The 19,347-nt window shown below is 46.5% G+C and carries 17 protein-coding genes; 15 read left to right on the top strand and 2 right to left on the bottom strand.

What is annotated here, in order from left to right; genetic code table 11:
- Window positions 1–140: 140 nt before the first annotated feature.
- The 7 genes from cdaA to VN379_RS02770 all read left to right on the top strand — a co-directional run bounded on the left by cdaA (window position 141) and on the right by VN379_RS02770 (window position 9,235).
- Window positions 141–956 (top strand): diadenylate cyclase CdaA, encoded by an 816-nt coding sequence (cdaA, locus tag VN379_RS02740; protein WP_325530544.1) that lies wholly within the window; start codon window positions 141–143, stop codon window positions 954–956.
- A complete protein-coding gene (locus tag VN379_RS02745; RefSeq protein WP_325530546.1) occupies window positions 956–1,897 on the top strand; it encodes a CdaR family protein in 942 nt (313 codons plus the stop codon). Before cdaA ends, VN379_RS02745 begins: the two co-directional genes overlap by 1 nt.
- Window positions 1,898–1,912: 15 nt before the next feature.
- On the top strand, window positions 1,913–3,508 hold the full coding sequence (locus tag VN379_RS02750; protein WP_325530548.1) for an NAD(P)/FAD-dependent oxidoreductase: 1,596 nt from the start codon (window positions 1,913–1,915) through the stop codon (window positions 3,506–3,508).
- 44 nt (window positions 3,509–3,552) lie between these two features.
- Window positions 3,553–4,893 (top strand): phosphoglucosamine mutase, encoded by a 1,341-nt coding sequence (gene glmM, locus VN379_RS02755; RefSeq protein ID WP_325530550.1) that lies wholly within the window; start codon window positions 3,553–3,555, stop codon window positions 4,891–4,893.
- Between the two features lie 376 nt (window positions 4,894–5,269).
- A complete protein-coding gene (glmS, locus tag VN379_RS02760) occupies window positions 5,270–7,099 on the top strand; it encodes a glutamine--fructose-6-phosphate transaminase (isomerizing) (protein ID WP_325530553.1) in 1,830 nt (609 codons plus the stop codon).
- 129 nt (window positions 7,100–7,228) lie between these two features.
- Window positions 7,229–7,876 carry a trimeric intracellular cation channel family protein gene (locus VN379_RS02765; protein WP_325530555.1) on the top strand — a complete coding sequence of 216 codons (648 nt, stop codon included), beginning with the start codon at window positions 7,229–7,231 and terminating at the stop codon, window positions 7,874–7,876.
- Window positions 7,877–8,215: 339 nt separating this feature from the next.
- Complete coding sequence (locus VN379_RS02770; RefSeq protein WP_325530557.1) at window positions 8,216–9,235, top strand: TRAP transporter substrate-binding protein; 1,020 nt, start codon at window positions 8,216–8,218, stop codon at window positions 9,233–9,235.
- Between the two features lie 63 nt (window positions 9,236–9,298).
- Here VN379_RS02770 and tsaA read toward each other — a convergent pair whose 3' ends face one another.
- Window positions 9,299–9,778 (bottom strand): tRNA (N6-threonylcarbamoyladenosine(37)-N6)-methyltransferase TrmO, encoded by a 480-nt coding sequence (gene tsaA, locus VN379_RS02775; protein WP_325530559.1) that lies wholly within the window; start codon window positions 9,776–9,778, stop codon window positions 9,299–9,301.
- On the bottom strand, window positions 9,775–10,197 hold the full coding sequence (locus VN379_RS02780; protein ID WP_325530561.1) for an NUDIX hydrolase: 423 nt from the start codon (window positions 10,195–10,197) through the stop codon (window positions 9,775–9,777). Before VN379_RS02780 ends, tsaA begins: the two co-directional genes overlap by 4 nt.
- Window positions 10,198–10,581: 384 nt before the next feature.
- Between VN379_RS02780 and larA the strand changes: the two genes are divergently transcribed.
- The 8 genes from larA to VN379_RS02820 all read left to right on the top strand — a co-directional run bounded on the left by larA (window position 10,582) and on the right by VN379_RS02820 (window position 19,262).
- A complete protein-coding gene (gene larA, locus VN379_RS02785; RefSeq protein WP_325530563.1) occupies window positions 10,582–11,847 on the top strand; it encodes a nickel-dependent lactate racemase in 1,266 nt (421 codons plus the stop codon).
- 117 nt (window positions 11,848–11,964) lie between these two features.
- A complete protein-coding gene (locus VN379_RS02790; protein ID WP_325530565.1) occupies window positions 11,965–12,738 on the top strand; it encodes a polysaccharide deacetylase family protein in 774 nt (257 codons plus the stop codon).
- Window positions 12,739–12,891: 153 nt separating this feature from the next.
- A complete protein-coding gene (locus tag VN379_RS02795) occupies window positions 12,892–13,065 on the top strand; it encodes a hypothetical protein (RefSeq protein WP_325530567.1) in 174 nt (57 codons plus the stop codon).
- Between the two features lie 105 nt (window positions 13,066–13,170).
- Complete coding sequence (locus VN379_RS02800; protein ID WP_325530569.1) at window positions 13,171–15,045, top strand: spore germination protein; 1,875 nt, start codon at window positions 13,171–13,173, stop codon at window positions 15,043–15,045.
- Window positions 15,042–16,142 carry a GerAB/ArcD/ProY family transporter gene (locus VN379_RS02805; protein WP_325530571.1) on the top strand — a complete coding sequence of 367 codons (1,101 nt, stop codon included), beginning with the start codon at window positions 15,042–15,044 and terminating at the stop codon, window positions 16,140–16,142. The genes VN379_RS02800 and VN379_RS02805 overlap by 4 nt, the downstream gene beginning before the upstream one ends.
- Window positions 16,127–17,377 (top strand): Ger(x)C family spore germination protein, encoded by a 1,251-nt coding sequence (locus tag VN379_RS02810; RefSeq protein ID WP_325530573.1) that lies wholly within the window; start codon window positions 16,127–16,129, stop codon window positions 17,375–17,377. Before VN379_RS02805 ends, VN379_RS02810 begins: the two co-directional genes overlap by 16 nt.
- On the top strand, window positions 17,374–17,535 hold the full coding sequence (locus tag VN379_RS02815; RefSeq protein WP_325530575.1) for a hypothetical protein: 162 nt from the start codon (window positions 17,374–17,376) through the stop codon (window positions 17,533–17,535). Before VN379_RS02810 ends, VN379_RS02815 begins: the two co-directional genes overlap by 4 nt.
- 431 nt (window positions 17,536–17,966) lie before the next feature.
- On the top strand, window positions 17,967–19,262 hold the full coding sequence (locus tag VN379_RS02820) for a dicarboxylate/amino acid:cation symporter (RefSeq protein WP_325530577.1): 1,296 nt from the start codon (window positions 17,967–17,969) through the stop codon (window positions 19,260–19,262).
- Window positions 19,263–19,347: the final 85 nt, after the last annotated feature.

Consider the following 19,347-nt stretch of genomic DNA (forward strand, 5'->3'; position numbering starts at 1 on the left):
AGCCTAATTTGGTCTATCGGGACATAGGACTTTTACTTTATTTTTTCATAATGGACAATTATCTAAAAGGTTTTCCTGATATTGGGTAGAATAGAATTATAGTTATACTGGAATTTTAACTCCTGTTTGAGGTGTTCAGAATGTTATTGCAAATACGGGGAATAATCTCTACAATCAGTTTCCTAGATATTATTGACATAGTAATTGTCGCCTATTTCTTATACAAACTCTATATTATGATCAGTGGAACCAGGGCTGTGGCGCTGTTAAAAGGCCTTGTTGTCCTTTTATTGGCTACACTTATCAGCAAATGGCTGGAGCTCAACGTCATTAACTGGCTGCTCCAAAAGACGATGACAGTAGTGCTTGTTGCTCTGCCTGTTGTTTTTCAGCCAGAGCTCAGGCGTGCGCTTGAACATCTGGGACGGGGCCGATTTTTTCACAATAGTGCTCAATTAAATGCTGAGGAGAAAGCTACCTTATTTGATGAACTGGGCAGAACAGTTACTGATTTGTCCAAAAACAAAATTGGGGCACTCATGGTTCTTGAACGTGAAACCGGGCTTAATGACTATATTGAAACAGGCATCAAAGTGGATGGTTTGGTCTCCAGTGAATTTTTAATCAACATTTTTATTCCCAATACACCACTGCATGATGGTGCTGTCGTTATTCGTGGCAACCGGGTACAGGCGGCAGGCTGTTTGTTGCCACTGTCTGATGACCGGAGCCTTAACAAAGAACTTGGCACAAGACACCGGGCCGCGATTGGCATCAGCGAGCAAACAGATGCTGTCGTTATTGTTGTTAGCGAAGAGACCGGTATCATTTCGCTGGCCAGGGGCGGCAGGCTGCACCGGTATATGGATGCTGAAAAATTGAAAGAACACCTTGCGCCGCTATTTATTGCTAAAACCTCTTCGCTCAGCGATCTATTCAGCTGGAGGCCTTCATAATGTTTGATAAGTTTTTTAAAGCACCAGGAGAAACTAAAAATATTACACCCAAAATTCTGGCCATTATTTTGGCGATTGTGTTATGGCTATATGTCATAAATGAGCAAAATCCGCCCATTGAATCGTCTTTCACCATTCCGCTGGAGGTGCGCAATGCGGCAACTTCTTATGTTGTTGTTGATGCGCCTGATTCAGTCCGGGTAAAGATCCGCGGTCCGCGCAGCATCGTAGCCGGAGTGCTCAATAAAGACCTCAAGGCCTATATTGATATTAAGGGTCTAACAGAAGGCCGTCACAATATCAAAGTCAGTGCAGTGATACCTTCAAGCCTGGAATTGGTTGAAGTCAATCCTGATAAAGTCCAGTTCAAACTTGATACCACTGTCAGTCGGCAGGTACCTGTTGAGGTCAGGCTGACTGGCGCTGCCGCCAAAGGGTCCATTGTGGGCAAAGCGGTGGCTTCCTATGGGCAGGTGACGGTTGAAGGGCCGAAGAATATCGTAGGAACTGTGGAAAAGGTTATTGCTTCTGTTGATTTAGCCGGAAAAAATGCGGAGTTTACGGTAGGTGCGCCGCTTGTACCGGTAACCCAGGCAGGTAAAGAGGTCGAAGGGCTTACCATTTATCCGGAGAAAACCAGTGTTGCAGTCAGTATAACCGCTGGGATAGCTAAGAAAATGCTTGACGTAAAACCTGTTACCCAGGGCGAATTGCCGTCAGGCCTTGTCATTAAGAGTATTGTGACCAAGCCCGAGAAACTGGAAGTACGTGAGATCATACCCGGCAAAGGTGTTGATAAGCTTGAAGCTATCTATACCGAACCGCTTAATTTAAGTGATATCAGTAAAGATACCACCAGGGAACTTAAACTTGAAATGCCGGAAGGTCTGGCCGGCGCCCAGGGAACAGTCATTGTCACGATTCAAGTCGGGCCCCGTTAAAGGAGACAGGAACTATTGCTTAGAATCAGTAATTTTCGCATACCGTTAACCGATGATACGCCACTGGAACAGCTTGCCGCCAGACGTTTGAACCTGGCACCTGATACAGTCAGTCAAGTGGTCATTATCCGCCGGGCGATTGATGCCCGGCGAAAACATAATATTAATTTTGTCTATACCCTGGCAGTTGAGCTAAAAATCCCGTCAGGGCAGGCGTTAGCCCGGTTAGCCGGTGACAAAGATATTGTCCTTTTAAGTCCGGCAGTAACTGAGGAGATTGTGCCTGGTGCGATACCTCTTAATAACCGGCCGGTAGTGGTAGGGGCAGGACCGGCTGGTTTATTTGCTGCCTTTATGCTGGCTAAACATGGCTATAAGCCGCTGCTCCTTGAACGGGGGCGGGATGTTGACCGGCGGGCCCGCGATATCGCTGATTTCTGGCGCACAGGCACACTTGATGAAGCCAGCAACATACAGTTTGGTGAAGGCGGAGCCGGTACCTTTTCGGACGGTAAACTTACTACCCGGGTTACTGACCCGCGGATGGCTGCAGTACTGGATATTATGACAGCGGCTGGTGCGCCGTCTGAGATAAAATATCTTCACAAACCGCATATTGGCACAGATAAACTACGGGAAGTTGTCAAAAACATCAGAACTGAGATTGTGAAATTAGGCGGCGATGTTGAGTTTGAAGCCTGTCTGACAGGCATTACCAGCAAGGACGGACAGCTTACCGGTATTACGGTAAATGATAGCCGCCACATATCATGTGACACACTATTTTTAGCCATTGGTCACAGCGCCCGGGATACCTACCGGATGCTGTATGAGCAACAGGTTGCCATGGAAGCTAAGCCCTTTGCCATCGGTGTCCGGATTGAGCATCCCCAGGAGCTCATTGATACAGCCCAGTATGGGGCTGCAGCCGGCCATCCCCGGCTGGGGGCGGCTGACTACGCGCTGGTATTTCAGGATAAGGCAGCAGGGCGGGCGGCCTATTCATTTTGCATGTGCCCCGGTGGCCTGGTCGTTGCGGCAGCTTCTGAAGCCGGTGGTGTAGTGACCAACGGCATGAGCTTGTACAAGCGGGACTCCGGACTTGCCAACAGCGCGTTAGCCGTTACCGTAAACCCGGCCGATTATGGTCCAAATGTGCTTGACGGTATTGAATTTCAGCGCCGCTATGAACGCTTGGCATTTGCACTAGGCGGGCATAATTATACTGCTCCTGTTCAAACAGTAGGCGATTTCCTGACCGGCAAAAGCGGCAGTGCGAAATATCTTGCCACTCCTAGTTATCGTCCCGGCGTAACCCCTGCCGATCTCAGGCAGTGCTTACCCGAGTTTGTTACAACCACGCTGGCTAAGGCTTTGCCTGATTTTGGCCGTAAGATTAAGGGCTTTGACCATGCGAGTGCTGTGCTTACCGGGGTTGAGACCAGAACATCAGCACCTGTCCGCCTTGTGCGCAGTTCGGATTTTGTGTCAATTAACACAGCCGGCTTATATCCTATTGGTGAGGGTGCCGGTTATGCCGGCGGCATTATGAGCGCTGCGCTTGATGGGATGAATGCAGCTATTAGTTTTATGCACGTATATAAGGCCTGATTTTTAGATTATAAATCTACAACCTGGAAGGAGCATTTACATATATGGCAAGACTGTTTGGAACAGATGGCGTGCGGGGGTTAGCCAACGTCGAACTTACTCCTGAACTGGCTTTTAAAATGGGGCGGGCAGCTACCTATTATTTTGGCAAGGAACATAAACGCCCGGTTTTTTATATTGGCCGTGATACCCGGGTTTCCGGGCAGATGTTGGAAGCAGCATTGGCGGCAGGGATTTGCTCGGCAGGCGGTGAGGCTGTACTCCTGGGAGTTGTGCCAACCCCGGCGGTTGCCTATTTAACCAGGCAGCACGGCGCTCAGGCCGGTGTTGTCATCTCGGCATCACATAACCCGTACCCTGATAACGGCATTAAGTTCTTTGCCGGTACAGGCTATAAACTGCCTGATGCCGTAGAAAACGAACTGGAAGAGCTTATTGAGGCCGAGCCTGATGCGATGCCCCGGCCTACGGCTGACAGCGTTGGTTTTATTACTACTAAACATGATCTGCTTGAGGAATATGTCGATTATGCCGTTGGTACGGTCGAACAGCCGCTAAGCGGTCTTAAGATCGTCTTAGACTGCGCTAATGGCGCGGCTTATGAGGCAGCCCCCGCAGCCTTTAGAAAGCTGGGAGCTGAGGTTATTATCCTTAATGACCGTCCTGATGGTGTCAATATTAACGCTGGCTGCGGCTCGACCCATCTTCAGCAGTTGCAGGTTGCTGTTGCCCAGCATAATGCCGATTTGGGACTGGCCCATGATGGTGATGCCGATCGCTGCCTGGCTGTTGATGAAACAGGTGAAACCGTTGATGGTGATCAAATCATGCTTATTTGCGCCCTGGAGATGCTCAAGCACAACATGCTGCCTGAAAAAACTCTGGTAGCTACAGTTATGAGTAATATCGGGATGCACCAGGCTATCAAAAATGCCGGGGCCAAGGTCCTCGTGACACCGGTGGGCGACCGGTATGTGCTTGAAGCCATGCTAAAACACAATCTGGTGCTGGGTGGGGAACAATCAGGCCATATTATTTTTAGCCAGCACAGTACAACCGGTGACGGTGTTATTACGGCGTTAAAGCTTGCTGATGCCCTGAAACAAAGCGGCAAGAAGATGTCAGCCCTGGCTAAAGTAATGACAAGATTCCCACAGCTTTTAGTTAATATCAGGGTTAAGAGCAAAGAAGGCTGGGAAAACAACGCGCATATAGCAGCCGCAATTAAAGCCGGTGAGGATGAATTAGGTGATAATGGCCGGATACTGGTACGCCCCTCTGGTACTGAACCACTGATCCGGGTAATGGCCGAAGGCCCGTCACTACCTGACCTGGAACGCATTGTTGGCAGCATCGCCGATATTGTTAGACAGGAACAGGATTAGTGTTATTGACCAATGCAATAAACTGTATTAAAATAAGATAGATATGGCAAGGAGCACTATATAGTGCTCCTTTGCATATCTATGGTTATTAAAGGGGGGGAGAATATGAAGAATACAGGATAATTACAACTATTGTGACAGAAACTAATCGAAAAGCGCTGGTGCTTGGATGTAATCCAAGCAGACGAGGAAGAGGTTTATCGAGCAGTCAGCGGATACCTCTCGGCTGCTGCAGCCGTAAGCTGAGCCGACAAAGCCACAGGGCGACCTGCGGGACAAAACGGCAGCGTGCAGAATCCCTAGCTGTTATCAACAGAGGTGACAGCAGGGGAAACTTTTTGTGTTTTGACTATCGATATTTAGGAGGTTTATATATATGTGTGGAATTGTTGGTTATATAGGTCCTGAGCAGGCCGCACCGTTCCTGTTGGAAGGTTTGAGCAAACTTGAGTATCGTGGCTATGACTCGGCAGGTATTGCCGTGTTTGACGGTAGCAAAATCCATGTTGATAAAAGCGTCGGTCGCCTGAATGTACTGGCGAAAAAGGTAGAAATGAATCCCTTGCGCGGCAGCCTTGGCATTGGTCATACCCGGTGGGCTACCCATGGTCGTCCGTCTGACGCCAACTCCCATCCGCATACCGATTGCACCGGTAAATTTGTTGTCGTGCATAACGGCATCATTGAGAACTATATGCACCTCAAAGAGCAGCTTATTGTTAAAGGTCACAAATTTACCTCGGAAACAGACACTGAGGTTGTGGCCCACCTGATCGAAGAGTGCTATAACGGTGACTTTGAGGCTGCTGTTAAGCAAGTGCTTGAACAGATCGAAGGTTCTTATGCGCTTGTGTTTATGTGCCAGGATGAGCCTGGAAAACTGATCTGCACCAAGCAGGACAACCCGCTTGTTATTGGCCTAGGTGAGGGGGAGAATTTCATTGCTTCCGATATCCCGGCGATCATCAGCCGTACCCGCAAAACCTATATCCTAAGTGATGGCGAAATGGCTATTGTGACTGCAGCGTCGGTATGGGTTATGAACCGCCAGGGTGTGCCTGTGACCAAAAAGGTATTTGAGGTTAACTGGGATGCTGAAGCAGCCGAAAAAGGCGGCTATGAGCATTTCATGATTAAAGAAATCTATGAACAGCCGAAAGCTGTCCGCGAAACGATGTCCAGCCGTGTCGCCAAAGATGATAGCGGCATCACCTTTGAAGAGCTTAAGTGGACCAAAGATGATGTTGTTCCCATTAAAAAGATTGCCGTTGTTGCTTGCGGTACCGCATATCATGCCGGTATTGTCGGCAAATACCTGATTGAAAACCTGTCCCGCATCCCGGTAGAAGTCGATGTGGCCTCCGAATTCCGTTACCGGTCCCCGCTGATTGATGAGCAGACGTTAGCCATCTTTATCAGTCAGTCCGGTGAGACGCTAGATACACTGGCCGCCTTGAAGGAAGCTAAAAATTTAGGTGCCCGCACCCTGGCTGTCACCAACGTTGTCGGCTCGTCAATCGCCCGTGAGGCTGATCAGGTTATCTATACCTGGGCCGGCCCGGAGATTGCAGTAGCCTCAACTAAAGCCTACACTACCCAGCTTGTTGTTATGGCAATGCTGGCCATTTATATGGGAGCAATCAAAGGCACCCTGGCTCAGGATAAGGTGCATGAACTGTGCCACGCCCTGCGTGAATTGCCAAACCAGGCCCATGAGCTGTTAGAGGATGTTGAGCCAATTAAAACCTTTGCCCAGCAATACGGTTTCAATGAAGATGTGTTTTTCATCGGTCGTTCGTTAGACTATGCCGTAGCGCTTGAAGGGTCGTTAAAACTCAAAGAGATATCCTATATCCATGCCGAGGCCTATGCTGCCGGTGAACTCAAACATGGCACCTTAGCGCTGATCATTGAAGGTGTGCCGGTCATTGCATTGGCGACCCAGCATGACGTTTATGAGAAAACACTTAGCAATATCAAAGAAGTCAAAGCCCGCGATGCTGTCGTCATTGGCATTGGCCTCGCAGGTGATAAGCAACTCGGAAAATACGTTGACCATACCATCTTTATCCCTGCCACTAATAAATTCCTCACGCCGATTCTAGCAGTGATCCCATTGCAGCTATTAGCCTATTATGCTGCGGTTACCCGTGGCTGCGATGTTGATAAGCCGAGGAATCTAGCCAAGAGCGTGACTGTAGAGTAGAACTGCCAATCAAATAATCAACACCAGACCAGATTATAGAATAAGTATCCAACCGGAAACCCCTATAACACTCTGTCGTTATAGGGGTTTTTGTTACCTGTACAGTTAATTATAGGAGAGAATGAACAAATGACAGCTTGGAATGTATTTGAGTTTACAGGGATCATCGCTTTCGCTATCTCAGGCGCTTTGACTGGGATACAAAAGCGGCTTGATGTTTTCGGTGTCCTGGTATTGGCGATTACTACTGCTATTGGCGGCGGTATTTTGCGGGATGTAATTATCGGCAATACCCCGCCGCTCACCTTTCGCGATCCTACCTTTTTTATTATTAGCTCTATCGCCACGATTGGCGTTTGTTTTACCTATCGCTGGCTTGATAAATTTAAATATACGATCCAGATATTTGACGCTATTGGTTTGGGGGCTTTCACTGCAACCAGCGCCAAGCTTGCACTGCAGCAGAATTTAGATTCGGTGATTATTGTAACAACTGTAGCCGTCATCACCGGCATTGGTGGCAGCATTATGCGGGATGTATTTGTCAAAGAAATTCCGTATGTTTTTCGCCAGGAGGTCTATGCCATCACTACCATTGTGGGCGCGATCAGCTTCTACTATTCGCAATTTTATTTTGCCGGCAATATCCCGTTATACCTCTGCTTTGTAATTACAACCGGTCTGCGCATCTGTTGTATTAAATATGGTTGGAACTTCCCGATTATCGGCATCAGGTCCGGGAAAACAAAAGCGGACAGCCATGAACCCGGCGCTTAGCTAGCGTTTTATAAGTAACAGGAGGCCTCTTCAGTTGGCCAATCGGAAACCGTTGAGCGGGATTTTGTTTACACCGGATAATCGCAACCCTTAGTCGGGAGGCGGTTATTTTTTTATATAAAATCTAAATAAAACACAAAATTATCTAAAAAATCACTATTCTATTAACTGTTTTATTACCATAAAATATAATTAATATTCCGAATTTTTAGATTGCATTATGAACCAGGATAATAGCTGATATTTTCTATATAATCTACTGAGAGATGTGTTCTATAGTATGTTAGACTTGTTAAACCTCATAGGGGATAACTCCCAAAAAAACAAGGGGGATAGTATATGAACACAAAAAAAATTTTGGTTGCAGCATTATCTGTGGTAGTAACCGCATCTATGCTGTTAACAGGTTGTGGGCAAAATGATTCCAAGCAAGCTGATGCCAAAAAAGATGGAGCCACGTACAAATTCCGTCTGGCTGAAAGTAATCCGGCTGAACATCCGGTAACTTTGGGTGACAAGAAATTTGCCGAGTTGGTTGCAGCGCGTTCAAATGGTCGTATTACTATTGAGGTTTTCCCCGGAGCACAATTAGGGGAAGAAAAAGCTGTACTTGAACAAGTCCAATTAGGTGCTATTGAATTTACACGGGTAAGTGCATCACCATTAGGGGAATTTAACAAACAAATGAGTGTATTTTCATTACCTTATATTTTTGATAATGAAGACCATATGTGGAAATTTCTTAAAGGTGAAATGGGCGAAAAGATGTTAAACGATTTACAACCATCAAGAATGAAAGGTTTGTCTTATTATACAGGTGGTGCCCGTAGTTTCTATTCCGTTAAACCACTTACCAGTATCGACAGTCTAAAAGGCTTAAAAATTCGTGTTATGCAAAATAAAATTAACATGGAAATGGTTGCTGCCTTAGGTGGCAGTGCAACTCCAATGCCGGCAGGTGAAATATTCAGTGCTTTACAAACTGGCGTAATTGACGGCGCTGAAAATAATTACCCGACTTTTGTTGCCCAAAACCACTATCAGTCAGCTAAGCATTATATAATTGATGCTCACCAGCGGATTCCTGAGGTTTTATTAATCAGTAAGGTTGCCTGGGATAAACTGACCCCCGAGGATCAAAAACTTATTAAACAAGCCGCTTTGGACTCGGTAGACTATCAAAGAGAAGTTTGGGCTAAGACTGAAAAAGAAGCTGAAGCCAAAGTTCGTGCAGCCGGTGTAACAATCACTGAGGTAAAAGATCTCAAACCTTGGCAGGCAGCTGTTAAACCAGTAATTGATAAATATGGCACGGATTTTAAGGAAGTACTTGATGGTATTGATAAAGCACGTAAATAACTAGTTTTCGAGGGGTTGTCTCAATAAATAATTGAGGCAGCCCCTTTTGTGGCACAAAGGCCCTTATTTTACAAAGCGTCCGTCATCTGTTGTTATGGAAAGCTTATGGATATTTTTCTCAAACCAGCCGTTTCTTACAGTTTCTCTATTATCAAATTTGGATACATATGGTTTTACATCCAAAAGCGGGGTTCCGTCTACAATATCTACGTCCAGAATATGAAGTTTGTTTCCTTCAACCCTGGTAAGACGTACTACCGAAAAACCAAGTAGGTTCGGTCTGCTTGGGGATCGTGTAGCAAAGATTCCGTGTAATTCATTGTCCAGGAAAGGCTTTACCAATAGCGATGAACCTTTCAACAGATGGAAATGGTAAATCAAAATCAGATGAGAAAATCCTTCAATATCCTTCAACCCTTCAGCATATTCGGGGTTTATTTCAATGACACCGGCAATATCCAGCGCTGCTGTTGGCTGAATAGGTGTTCCTTTTGGTTCTTTAAATGGAGAATGAATGGTACCAATTGGTGTGTAATTAATCATAAGCGTGTACCTCTCAATAATACTTTCCTGTATAAATATGGATGAGTATGCGGATACGTCAAATGGTCAGGAATTTCAGTGAAATATTCGATTTGATCTATTTCCAGCGGCGGCAATTTACCTATTTTCTGAACTTCTGCATAAAATAGTCTTCCATAGCGTGTTCCACCATATATTTCTATTGAACAATCAGAAATAATATCCAAATCAAATTGCAGTGCGCCGGTTTCCTCAAATAGTTCCCGCTTAGCTGTTTCGATAATGGTTTCGCCGTATTCGCGATGCCCGCCGGGAATTTCCCAGGTATCTCTATCTCGATGACGGACAAAAATCCACTGATTATTAAAGCTGGCACATATCACTGCAAAGGTTAGCTTACTGTCCTCAATCATCCCTGTGGTATAAAAATCAACGCTCATATCAATACTCCATTTCCGGCATGTCCACCGCTATTTGTTGCAGCAAGTCAACAACAAGAAAGTAGGCTGCTGTTTTCAAAATAAAAAAAACCGGTACAGATTTTATTTCTGCCCAGCCTTCAGTTCATTTACCGATCAGCTACTTAGTCGATGAGTAGTATATAGATTATGTATAATTTTGGCACTATAATATCATGAACCGATTCTCTATGTCAAGGGGGAGCCCTGTTTCTGTTGCAGTGTCTATAACATGCCTAGCATACATAATCCCGGCTTAATAGCTAGAGACTATCAGTATATTTAATATTGTTATTTTAGTTTGTGAGAAAAATAATGTAAATTAAGAGTATAAAGTTAATGAATAGATTTTGAGAGGCGGTTCATATGAAAAAGGATTATACATATAAATACGGCAGGGGTAAAGTCAGTTTTTCTATTGATGCATCTTTAGTAATTAACGAGCTTTATATTAATAATTATCCGGTATTGCCTGATCCGGCAGCAGCGGTCAGGGAGGCTATTCGTAACCCGATTGGTTCTAAGCCGTTACGGGATATTGTCAAACCTGGGGAAACAGTGGCTTTCATTGTCAATGATACAACCAGGGTAGCCAACAGCCACATTTTTATGCCGACTTTGCTGGATGAGCTGAATGCGGCAGGGGTTCCGGATAAAGATATGCGCATTGTTTTTGCTTTAGGCACCCATCGCCTGATGACTGAAACGGAGATGGTAGGGGAAGTGGGGCCGGAAGTGGCTAAACGTGTTAAGATGTATAATAGTGACTGTAAGGATAAAAGCCAGTTTGCTTATTTGGGAGAGACCTCCTACGGTACACCGGTCTTTATTAATAAACGTGTGACCGAGGTTGATCATATAGTGTGCACCGGCAGTGTAGTACATCATTTTTTTGCGGGCTTTGGCGGCGGGCGCAAGGCTATTCTCCCGGGTGTTGCCTACTATGAGACTGTTAGAAAAAACCATAGCCTGATGCTTGATCCCCATGCCGTAATTGGTAAGTTAGCGGGTAATCCAATCTATCATGACCAGGTAGAGGGAACTGAAATGTGCCGTCCTTCATTTTTGCTTAACGTCGTACTTAATGAGAAGAAAGAATTCCTCAAAGTCTTTGCCGGAGACTATATTCAGGCACATCTGCAATGCTGCAAACTTGTTGAAGAAGTATATGGGGCCCGGATACAGCAAGAAGCGGACTTAGTGATTGCATCCTGTGGCGGTTTCCCCAAGGATATCAACGTGTATCAGTTACAGAAGACGATGGATAATGCCTGGTGTGCGGTACGGGAAGGCGGTGTGGTGATTATCCTGGGAGAATGTGCGGAGGGCTCTGGTTCAGCGACATATGAACAGACAATGCAGCAGTATAGAACGCCAGAACAAGTGGAAAGCGCCATTAGGGCTGATTTCCAGATTGGTGCCCATAAAGCGTATGCGGTCACACGCTTGATGAAAAAAGCCCAGTTTATTTTGGTTTCGTCGATGGCGCCGGAGCTTGTTCAACTACTGCTCTTTACACCGGCCAGGGATATCGTAGCGGCATTGGAACTGGCCTTCACTAAACTAGGGCCTCAGCCCAGTATCACACTTATGCCTATGGGGAGCCTCACAGTACCTTTGCTTGAAAAGTAAACAATAAGGTAATTATGACAAGTGACAGTTAGCTGTTTTTGCAGTAAAATAGGGATAGACAATAAGTAAATAACACTAAGAAACGTGAGTTCCATCATTTGAGGGAGATGTATTCTAATGATTACCAGACGTCAGTTTATAGCAGGGGGCATAGGTACGATGACGGCCCTGTTAGGTCTGTCTTTGGTTCCTGAATATAAGGTTATTGATCAACTGATCAACAGCATACCTGTCTTGCTCTATCATCGTGTTGGTCCTGAGACTGACGATTTAACAATCAGCACCAAACGGTTTGAGCAAGATATGGAAAGCCTATCTCAGGAAGGCTATAATACACTGTCACTTGCGCAGGTTAAACAACGCTTGTGGGGCGGCCATTTACAACTTCCCGACAAGCCGCTTATTATTACCTTTGATGATGGCTATCTCGATAATTATACCAATGCCTTTCCGGTGTTGCAAAAATACTCCATGAAAGCGAGTTTCTATATCATTACAGGCATGATGGGAAATAATGATCGTCTGGCAGCAACCCAAATCCGTGAGATGGAAGCTGCCGGCATGGACTTTGGCTCACATACCGTTACCCATCGGCAATTGGCGGAATTATCCCCCCAGGAGGTTGCTAACGAACTGAATCAGTCTAAGTTTGCGTTAGAACAGACGTTAGGAAAGCCGGTTAACTTTATCGCTTATCCCTGTGGCAGCTATCGGCCAGATACCACACAGGCTGCTACACAAGCCGGATATATCGGCGGGTTTTCCACTCAATACGGATTTGCAATGTTTAACAATCATTTAGCTATAAGAAGAATCCCTGTTTTTCACTTTGACCGCTCGATTGCTTATGTTATGCTACGCAAAGGCTTACTGCCAAGTATGCTGGGCTAAAAGCTTTGTTGGTCTACGGTTATTCTTTAATAAGGTCCGAAGCCCTTTGATTTTATTAGCCGAGCTCAGTATTCTAACGAGATAGTAAGCTTTTCTATCAAAAAGATACTATTTGCAGGACTCAGCTGTCTACAGCATCGAGTATGCCGCGATATGGACCTGGGCATCACCATGCCGGATGATGAACTGTGGTATAATTTACCTAGGTTTATCGTTAAAAAGGAGATGTTCGATATGGGAGACAAAAGCCCGAAGAACAAAGAGAAAAAGAAGAAAAAGGCCGAGAAGAAGGTTGCTCCAGCATCTGTGATAAATAAAACTGAATGATTCTCCGGAAAAAACGCAACTATGAGATGGTTGCGTTTTTTCTTTGTCCGAATAAAGTTGCCGTTTTTACGAATACTACCAATACTAGGAAAATGAGGGTATCTCATGACAAAGAATATGTTTGCTAAAGTATGGGAGCGGTCTAAGCAGCTAATCGACTACACACCGCCGACAACCCCGGACCTCTTCGTCTTAGATGAAACAAGGCCATATGATACTGCCCAAAAGTGCGAACAACCAGACTCTTTAGAAGAGGTCGATCTGAGTCATCTTACGGCAATGGTAGAATTCGCCCAACGGCTTACGTTATATATAGAAAAGGTATCAGCTGCTATCGATCAGGATTCGTTAATTACCCGGATTGAATCCTTCAAAGCCGAACTGTCAGCGCTGGAGAAGCAATGGCAGGAACTGTCGCCGGTAATCTATGCTTACGAATATGGTCAAGACCCTGCCAACGCTGGAATTGGCACAAGCCTGGAGGAAAATAGGCAGGCTCTGGCAAGCATTTACCGGCTTCCCCGCAATAAAGACCTAGTTATCAGAGATATTGCGGTGGGAGAATGTCAAAGTGCGGCAGGCCTGATTATCTATATGGAAGGGATTGTTGACAGCCAAAAACTCAACCGTTTCGTGCTTGAACCGCTGATGGGGACCCAAAGTCAGCTCTACGACGGGGACACAATCGGGCAGATTATAAAAAAGGTCATTCCCAATGGTCAGGTACGGCGGGTAAATACGTTAAAAAGTCTGCAGGAAAGCATTAACACCGGTGATACAGCCCTCATCATCGACGGGATTGCTGAAGCAATTATTATCGAAACCAAAGGCTGGGAGCATCGTAGTGTTGATTCGCCCAAGACCGAACAAACGGTTCGTGGCTCACTGGCTGCCTTTAGCGAAAACCTGCGCACCAATACCGGGCTAGTACGGTCTATGCTAAGAAGCAGTGACCTTATTACCGAGATGGTTATCGTTGGCACCCGCGGGCAGCTTAACTGTGCCATCATGTATATTGATTCCATAGTCAATATTTCGCTGGTGGACGAAGTCCGGCGGCGGCTTCAGGGAATTGAAACCGATTATATCAGCGACTCGGCGCAGTTGACACAGTTTATTGAGGATTCTCCAACCATCGTGTTTCCACAAACAATGTCCACCGAACGGCCTGACCGGGTGGCCTCCCATCTAACAGAGGGGCGTGTCGCCCTTATTTTGGAGGGTAATCCTTTCGCCCAGATTTTACCGGTATCTTTCCTGAGCTTCTTTCATTCTGGTGAAGACTTCAGCTTAAAATCCGGCATTACCAACCTAATACGTACCTTACGTTTGTTTGGGGCCCTGATAGCAACTGTCCTGCCTTCACTCTATCTGTCCATAAGCTACTTTCATCCTGAAGCCATGCCGACAGAACTGCTGCTGGCTGTCGCCGGCTCCCGGGAAAACGTTCCGTTCCCAGCCTGGTTCGAGATTCTAATTATGGATATTTCTTTTGAGCTGATCCGCGAGGCGGGGATCAGGATTCCCGGCATTTTGGGGCCGACTATCGGTATCGTGGGGGCCATCATCCTTGGCCAGGCAGCCGTAACCGCCCGTATTGTGAGCCCAATCGTTGTTGTCATTATCGCTATTACCGGCCTGGCCTCATTTACCATCCCGGAATATCGCATGGCAGCAGCCGTCCGGATTGTTCGCTTTATTTTTTATATCTTTACGGCAGCAATAGGGCTTGTCGGCCTGGCAATGGCCTGGCTCGGCCTGGTGGTCCTGCTGTGCCAAATGAAGTCTTTTGGCGTGCCATATATGGTGCCGCTGGGGCCAAAAACCATTGCGGGCTATGATGTTGTTATCAGGGGACAAGTGTATAACCAGGAAAATAGACCTGATGAACTGAACACCAAAGACAGTCGTCGCCAGCCGACCATCAGCCGCAAATGGAAGAAAAACCCCCCAGCCTCTGGAGGCGATAAGCAGCAATGAGCTACCAAAGCGGCCGCATGGGTATGGCGGAAGGTATGGGATTAGTGTATTCGATCACCTTTCCGCTGTTGTTTCTGTCAACCCCGGCTGATCTTGCTGAGACCACTGGCCCTTTAAGCTGGGTAATACCCCTCAGCAGCGGATTGGCAGCCGGTATTCTGATCTGGATTCAGCAATCACTGCTCAAGCGGTATGGTGGCGATCTAATGTCATTGTCAGAACAGCTGCTGGGCCGGATTGGGGTTTACGCAATCAGCTTTTTCTATCTGTTTTCTATGTATGCAATCGCCTGCTTATGGACAAGGCAATTTGCTGAGAATACCTTGCTTACCGCTCTCCCTCGTGCAGAATTCACCAAAATTGTCTTATATTATGGCTTGATGGTGATGCTGCTGGTCTATTTTGGTATAGAAGGCCTTGCCCGGGCCAGCTACCTGATACTCCCGTTCGCTATCGGCGGCGTATTGTTAGCGTTTGCAGGCCTCATCCCGGTGTTAAAACCGTTATATCTTTTCCCTGTACTGGGCAGCGGATTACCCTCAGTAGTCAAACCCACCATCCAGCTTATGGGGGCAAGTGTACCGATCGTCCTTTTACTGATTCTTGCTCCCGCTTTTCAGAACCCGCAAACTATCCAGGCAGCGATGCTTTACGGTATTGGCGGCGGCAGTATCATCCGGTCACTGGCCAATGCAGTCTATGTGGCGAGCTTCAGTGCTGCAATTGGGTTGGAGAAAACACTGCCGTTTTACGAAATGGCCCGCCTGATATATATCAATCGCTATGTCCAACGATTAGAAGCCTTGTTCATCATACTTTGGGTAATTATCGGCATTCTCGGGATTGCGACATGTTTATATGGCACACTATATATCATCGCCCGGCTGTTCAGGCTGCCTACCCCCAAACCCTTATTGCTCCCGCTTGGGCTGATCATGATTAATATCGCCACCATGCCTCCCGATGCGGGAATCGTCTCAACACTGGAGCACATTCTCTTTGAGAATATTTTAGCACCGGGGTTTATCATCACAACGCTAGTCCTGCTGGTTGCGGCACTGAAAAGGAGTCGGGAAAGAAGATGCGATTTGCCGTAATGATTCTTTTGATAACATGTATCCTGACAACCGGCTGTAGCAATAACGGGGCGCGGGAGACAGATGAAATTGCCTGGGTTATCTCAATCGGCATTGACCGGGCTGAGGATGGGGACTTATTAGTTACCTATCGTATTGCGGTACCAGCCGCTCAGGCTGCCGGATCAGAAAATGGGAGTGGCGGGAAAGATTCCTCGACGCTGATAACCATTAAAGCGCCTTCGTTGGCAGAGGCCCGGAATCTATTGAACGCCAGCATGTCACGGGGGGTCAATTTATCCCAGGTGACAGCTATTGTAATCAGTGAAGACCTTGCCCGCCATGGTATTGAGGATTTGATTGGCCCACTTTTACGGTTCCGCGAATTCAGAGGAACAATTTTTATTATAGTCTGTACCGGAAAAGCCCTCGATATTTTCGAGGCAAATAAGCCGCCGTTAGAGTCGATAGTCTCGCGCTGGATACATAACTCCATGCGTAACTATGATGAAACATCCTATTTTATCTCATTTAACCTGCAAGAGTTTTATACCCGCCTGAAGTCCAATAGTGGAGCCCCGCTTGCCGTTGGGTATGGGTTAAACCCTCTTTCCGGCCAAGACCAGGCTGCCGATATCCAACCAGGTGGCAAGACCAAGACCTACCTGCCGGGAGATGTGCCAAGACAAGGCAGCAATGCCACTGAGTTCATGGGGACGGCAGTATTTAAAGAAGATAAAATGGTCGGTTTTTTAGATACCGGGGAAACACGAGCGCTCAGTATTTTGCTTAATACATTCTCTTATGGTTTTCTGTCAGTCCCGGATCCACTGGCTACGAAACACCTGGTAACGATGAGCATTCGCAATGGCAGAGCCCCTAAAATCGACATAGACATTAGCGGAGAAGAACCTGTTATCAACGTTGATGTCCTCTTAGAGGGCGAAATCAGCGGTCTTCCCACCGGTATTGCATATGAATCCAAGGAATACCTAAACCTGCTTGAAACGCAAGTCTCGAATACGCTGCAGCAGCAGATTGTCGACATGCTTGCCCGTACGCAGGCGTGGGGGACAGATGTCGTCGATTTTGGCTACTTCATCAGGCCAAAGTTCCTGACTATGGGCGAACTAAAAAACTATGACTGGGATCAGCGATTTTCTCAGGCGACATTAACAGTCAAGGTGAACACTGAACTCCGGCGAACCGGTCTTATGCGGAAGACCCAGCCAATCCGAAGGGAGGCAAAAGATTGATCTTTCTCATGATTTTAGCTGTCCCGGCGGCAGTGCATGCCTTTATGTTTGGCCGGTGGCTGATGCGAAATGGTAATAGGACAGGCGGCTTTGTCGTATATTTAATAGCAGCAGCTTGCATCGCCCTGCCGATATACCGGTACATGTCGGCAGTGTAGAGTAATGATAGTTGTAATAGCATTGAGATTTGGGCAATGGATCCCGTTGAAGCAGGGGCAGACTGGTTGCAGAGACTGGGATGCTCTTTTTTTGCAAAAAAATACCTACAAATATAAATAATTATGCAAACTTGATGAAGGAATTTGCAGCAGTATTGACGAATGGAAATTCCTTACTATTATAAGAGGGGAGGATAGAGAATCTTTGTATTGCACTCCTAAGAGTTGTGACGGTAACATCGCGAAGACGCAGCAACATTGTGCATTAGAGACCCGTGTTGGCTGCTGAAGCGCCTGGAGATGTCCTCATGACAGGGAGAGCAAGGGGTAAAAGGGTCGACCACTTAATTTAATTGCATAATTGCAAATTAGTGGTTGGTTCCCCTTAGACCGTTTTTGTTTAAATAAACATTAACAAAGGAGGAACAACTATGAAAAAACCATTTTACAAAATCTTGTATGTACAGGTGTTGATGGCCATTACCGTTGGCGTATTGCTGGGGCATTTTTATCCCGCAACCGGTGCCAGCATGAAACCGCTGGGGGACGGGTTTATCAAACTAATCAAGATGATCATTGCCCCCATTATCTTCTGCACCGTTGTCTTGGGGATAGCGGGTATGGGGGATATGAAAAAAGTGGGACGCGTGGGTGGAAAAGCGTTGCTTTATTTCGAGATTGTATCTACCCTGGCCCTCATCATTGGTTTGACAGTGGTCAATTTGGTGCGGCCTGGCGTCGGGATGAATGCCGACATCAGCACGTTGGATACCAAAGCAATCGCGACTTATGCCTCTAAGGCACAATCACAAAGCACGACCGATTTCATCCTGAATATCATCCCCAATAGTGTGGTGGATGCCTTTGCGAAGGGTGACATCCTGCAGGTGCTGTTGTTTTCCATACTTTTTGGTATTGCGCTGTCTCTTATGGGGCAACGGGCAAATAATATTATTAAAATCATTGACGAAGTATCCCACGGCTTCTTTCAGATTGTCGGGATTATCATGAAAGCCGCTCCGATCGGCGCTTTTGGTGCCATCGCCTTTACAATCGGGCAATATGGACTGGCATCCCTGATTCCATTGGCAAAACTCATGGGAAGCTTCTATCTGACCTGTGTGTTGTTTATATTTGTAGTGCTGGGCTTGATTACCCGGATTTCCGGTTTCAGCATTATTAAATTTATTGGGTATATCAAAGAAGAGCTGCTGATTGTCCTGGGCACATCCTCTTCAGAGAGCGTGTTGCCCCGAATGATGGATAAGATGGAAAAACTGGGCTGCTCCAAGTCGGTGGTCGGTCTGGTAATTCCAACAGGATATTCCTTTAACCTGGACGGAACCTCTATCTATCTGACCATGGCCGCTATTTTCGTAGCGCAGGCGACTAATACGGATTTGACCATGGGGCAACAGCTCACAATGCTCGCGGTGTTGCTAGTCACCTCCAAAGGTGCGGCAGGCGTTACCGGCAGTGGGTTTATTACCCTGGCGGCAACGCTGTCGGTTATTCCGACAGTACCGGTGGCCGGCTTGGCCCTGATTCTGGGAATTGACCGGTTTATGTCCGAAGCCCGGGCTCTGACAAACCTGATCGGCAACGGGGTTGCAACAGTCGTAGTTTCCCGCTGGGAGAATGAACTGGATTCTCAGCAGCTGGCCCTGGGCTTGAATAAAGGGGATATTCCAACGCCATTGCAGACCAAAGAACAGATTATTGGATAGTAATTAATTGATTTAAGCCGGAGACACAATACGTGTCTCCGGCTAGTTTATTTTTTGGTGAATCTTTATATTAATGCTGCTTGCT

The sequence above is a fragment of the Sporomusa sp. genome (genome assembly GCF_035561255.1).
In the GTDB taxonomy this organism is placed as follows: Bacteria; Bacillota; Negativicutes; order Sporomusales; family Sporomusaceae; genus Sporomusa.

What these genes read in the sequence shown, in the direction of transcription:
- larA (WP_325530563.1), top strand. Translation starts at nt 10,582, where the DNA reads ATGAAAAAGGATTATACATATAAATACGGCAGGGGTAAAGTCAGTTTT.
- glmM (WP_325530550.1), top strand. Translation starts at nt 3,553, where the DNA reads ATGGCAAGACTGTTTGGAACAGATGGCGTGCGGGGGTTAGCCAACGTC.
- tsaA (WP_325530559.1), bottom strand. Translation starts at nt 9,778, where the DNA reads ATGATTAATTACACACCAATTGGTACCATTCATTCTCCATTTAAAGAA.
- VN379_RS02805 (WP_325530571.1), top strand. Translation starts at nt 15,042, where the DNA reads ATGAGCTACCAAAGCGGCCGCATGGGTATGGCGGAAGGTATGGGATTA.
- VN379_RS02820 (WP_325530577.1), top strand. Translation starts at nt 17,967, where the DNA reads ATGAAAAAACCATTTTACAAAATCTTGTATGTACAGGTGTTGATGGCC.
- cdaA (WP_325530544.1), top strand. Translation starts at nt 141, where the DNA reads ATGTTATTGCAAATACGGGGAATAATCTCTACAATCAGTTTCCTAGAT.
- VN379_RS02745 (WP_325530546.1), top strand. Translation starts at nt 956, where the DNA reads ATGTTTGATAAGTTTTTTAAAGCACCAGGAGAAACTAAAAATATTACA.
- VN379_RS02800 (WP_325530569.1), top strand. Translation starts at nt 13,171, where the DNA reads ATGACAAAGAATATGTTTGCTAAAGTATGGGAGCGGTCTAAGCAGCTA.
- VN379_RS02795 (WP_325530567.1), top strand. Translation starts at nt 12,892, where the DNA reads ATGGACCTGGGCATCACCATGCCGGATGATGAACTGTGGTATAATTTA.
- VN379_RS02765 (WP_325530555.1), top strand. Translation starts at nt 7,229, where the DNA reads ATGACAGCTTGGAATGTATTTGAGTTTACAGGGATCATCGCTTTCGCT.
- VN379_RS02770 (WP_325530557.1), top strand. Translation starts at nt 8,216, where the DNA reads ATGAACACAAAAAAAATTTTGGTTGCAGCATTATCTGTGGTAGTAACC.
- glmS (WP_325530553.1), top strand. Translation starts at nt 5,270, where the DNA reads ATGTGTGGAATTGTTGGTTATATAGGTCCTGAGCAGGCCGCACCGTTC.
- VN379_RS02790 (WP_325530565.1), top strand. Translation starts at nt 11,965, where the DNA reads ATGATTACCAGACGTCAGTTTATAGCAGGGGGCATAGGTACGATGACG.
- VN379_RS02810 (WP_325530573.1), top strand. Translation starts at nt 16,127, where the DNA reads ATGCGATTTGCCGTAATGATTCTTTTGATAACATGTATCCTGACAACC.
- VN379_RS02780 (WP_325530561.1), bottom strand. Translation starts at nt 10,197, where the DNA reads ATGAGCGTTGATTTTTATACCACAGGGATGATTGAGGACAGTAAGCTA.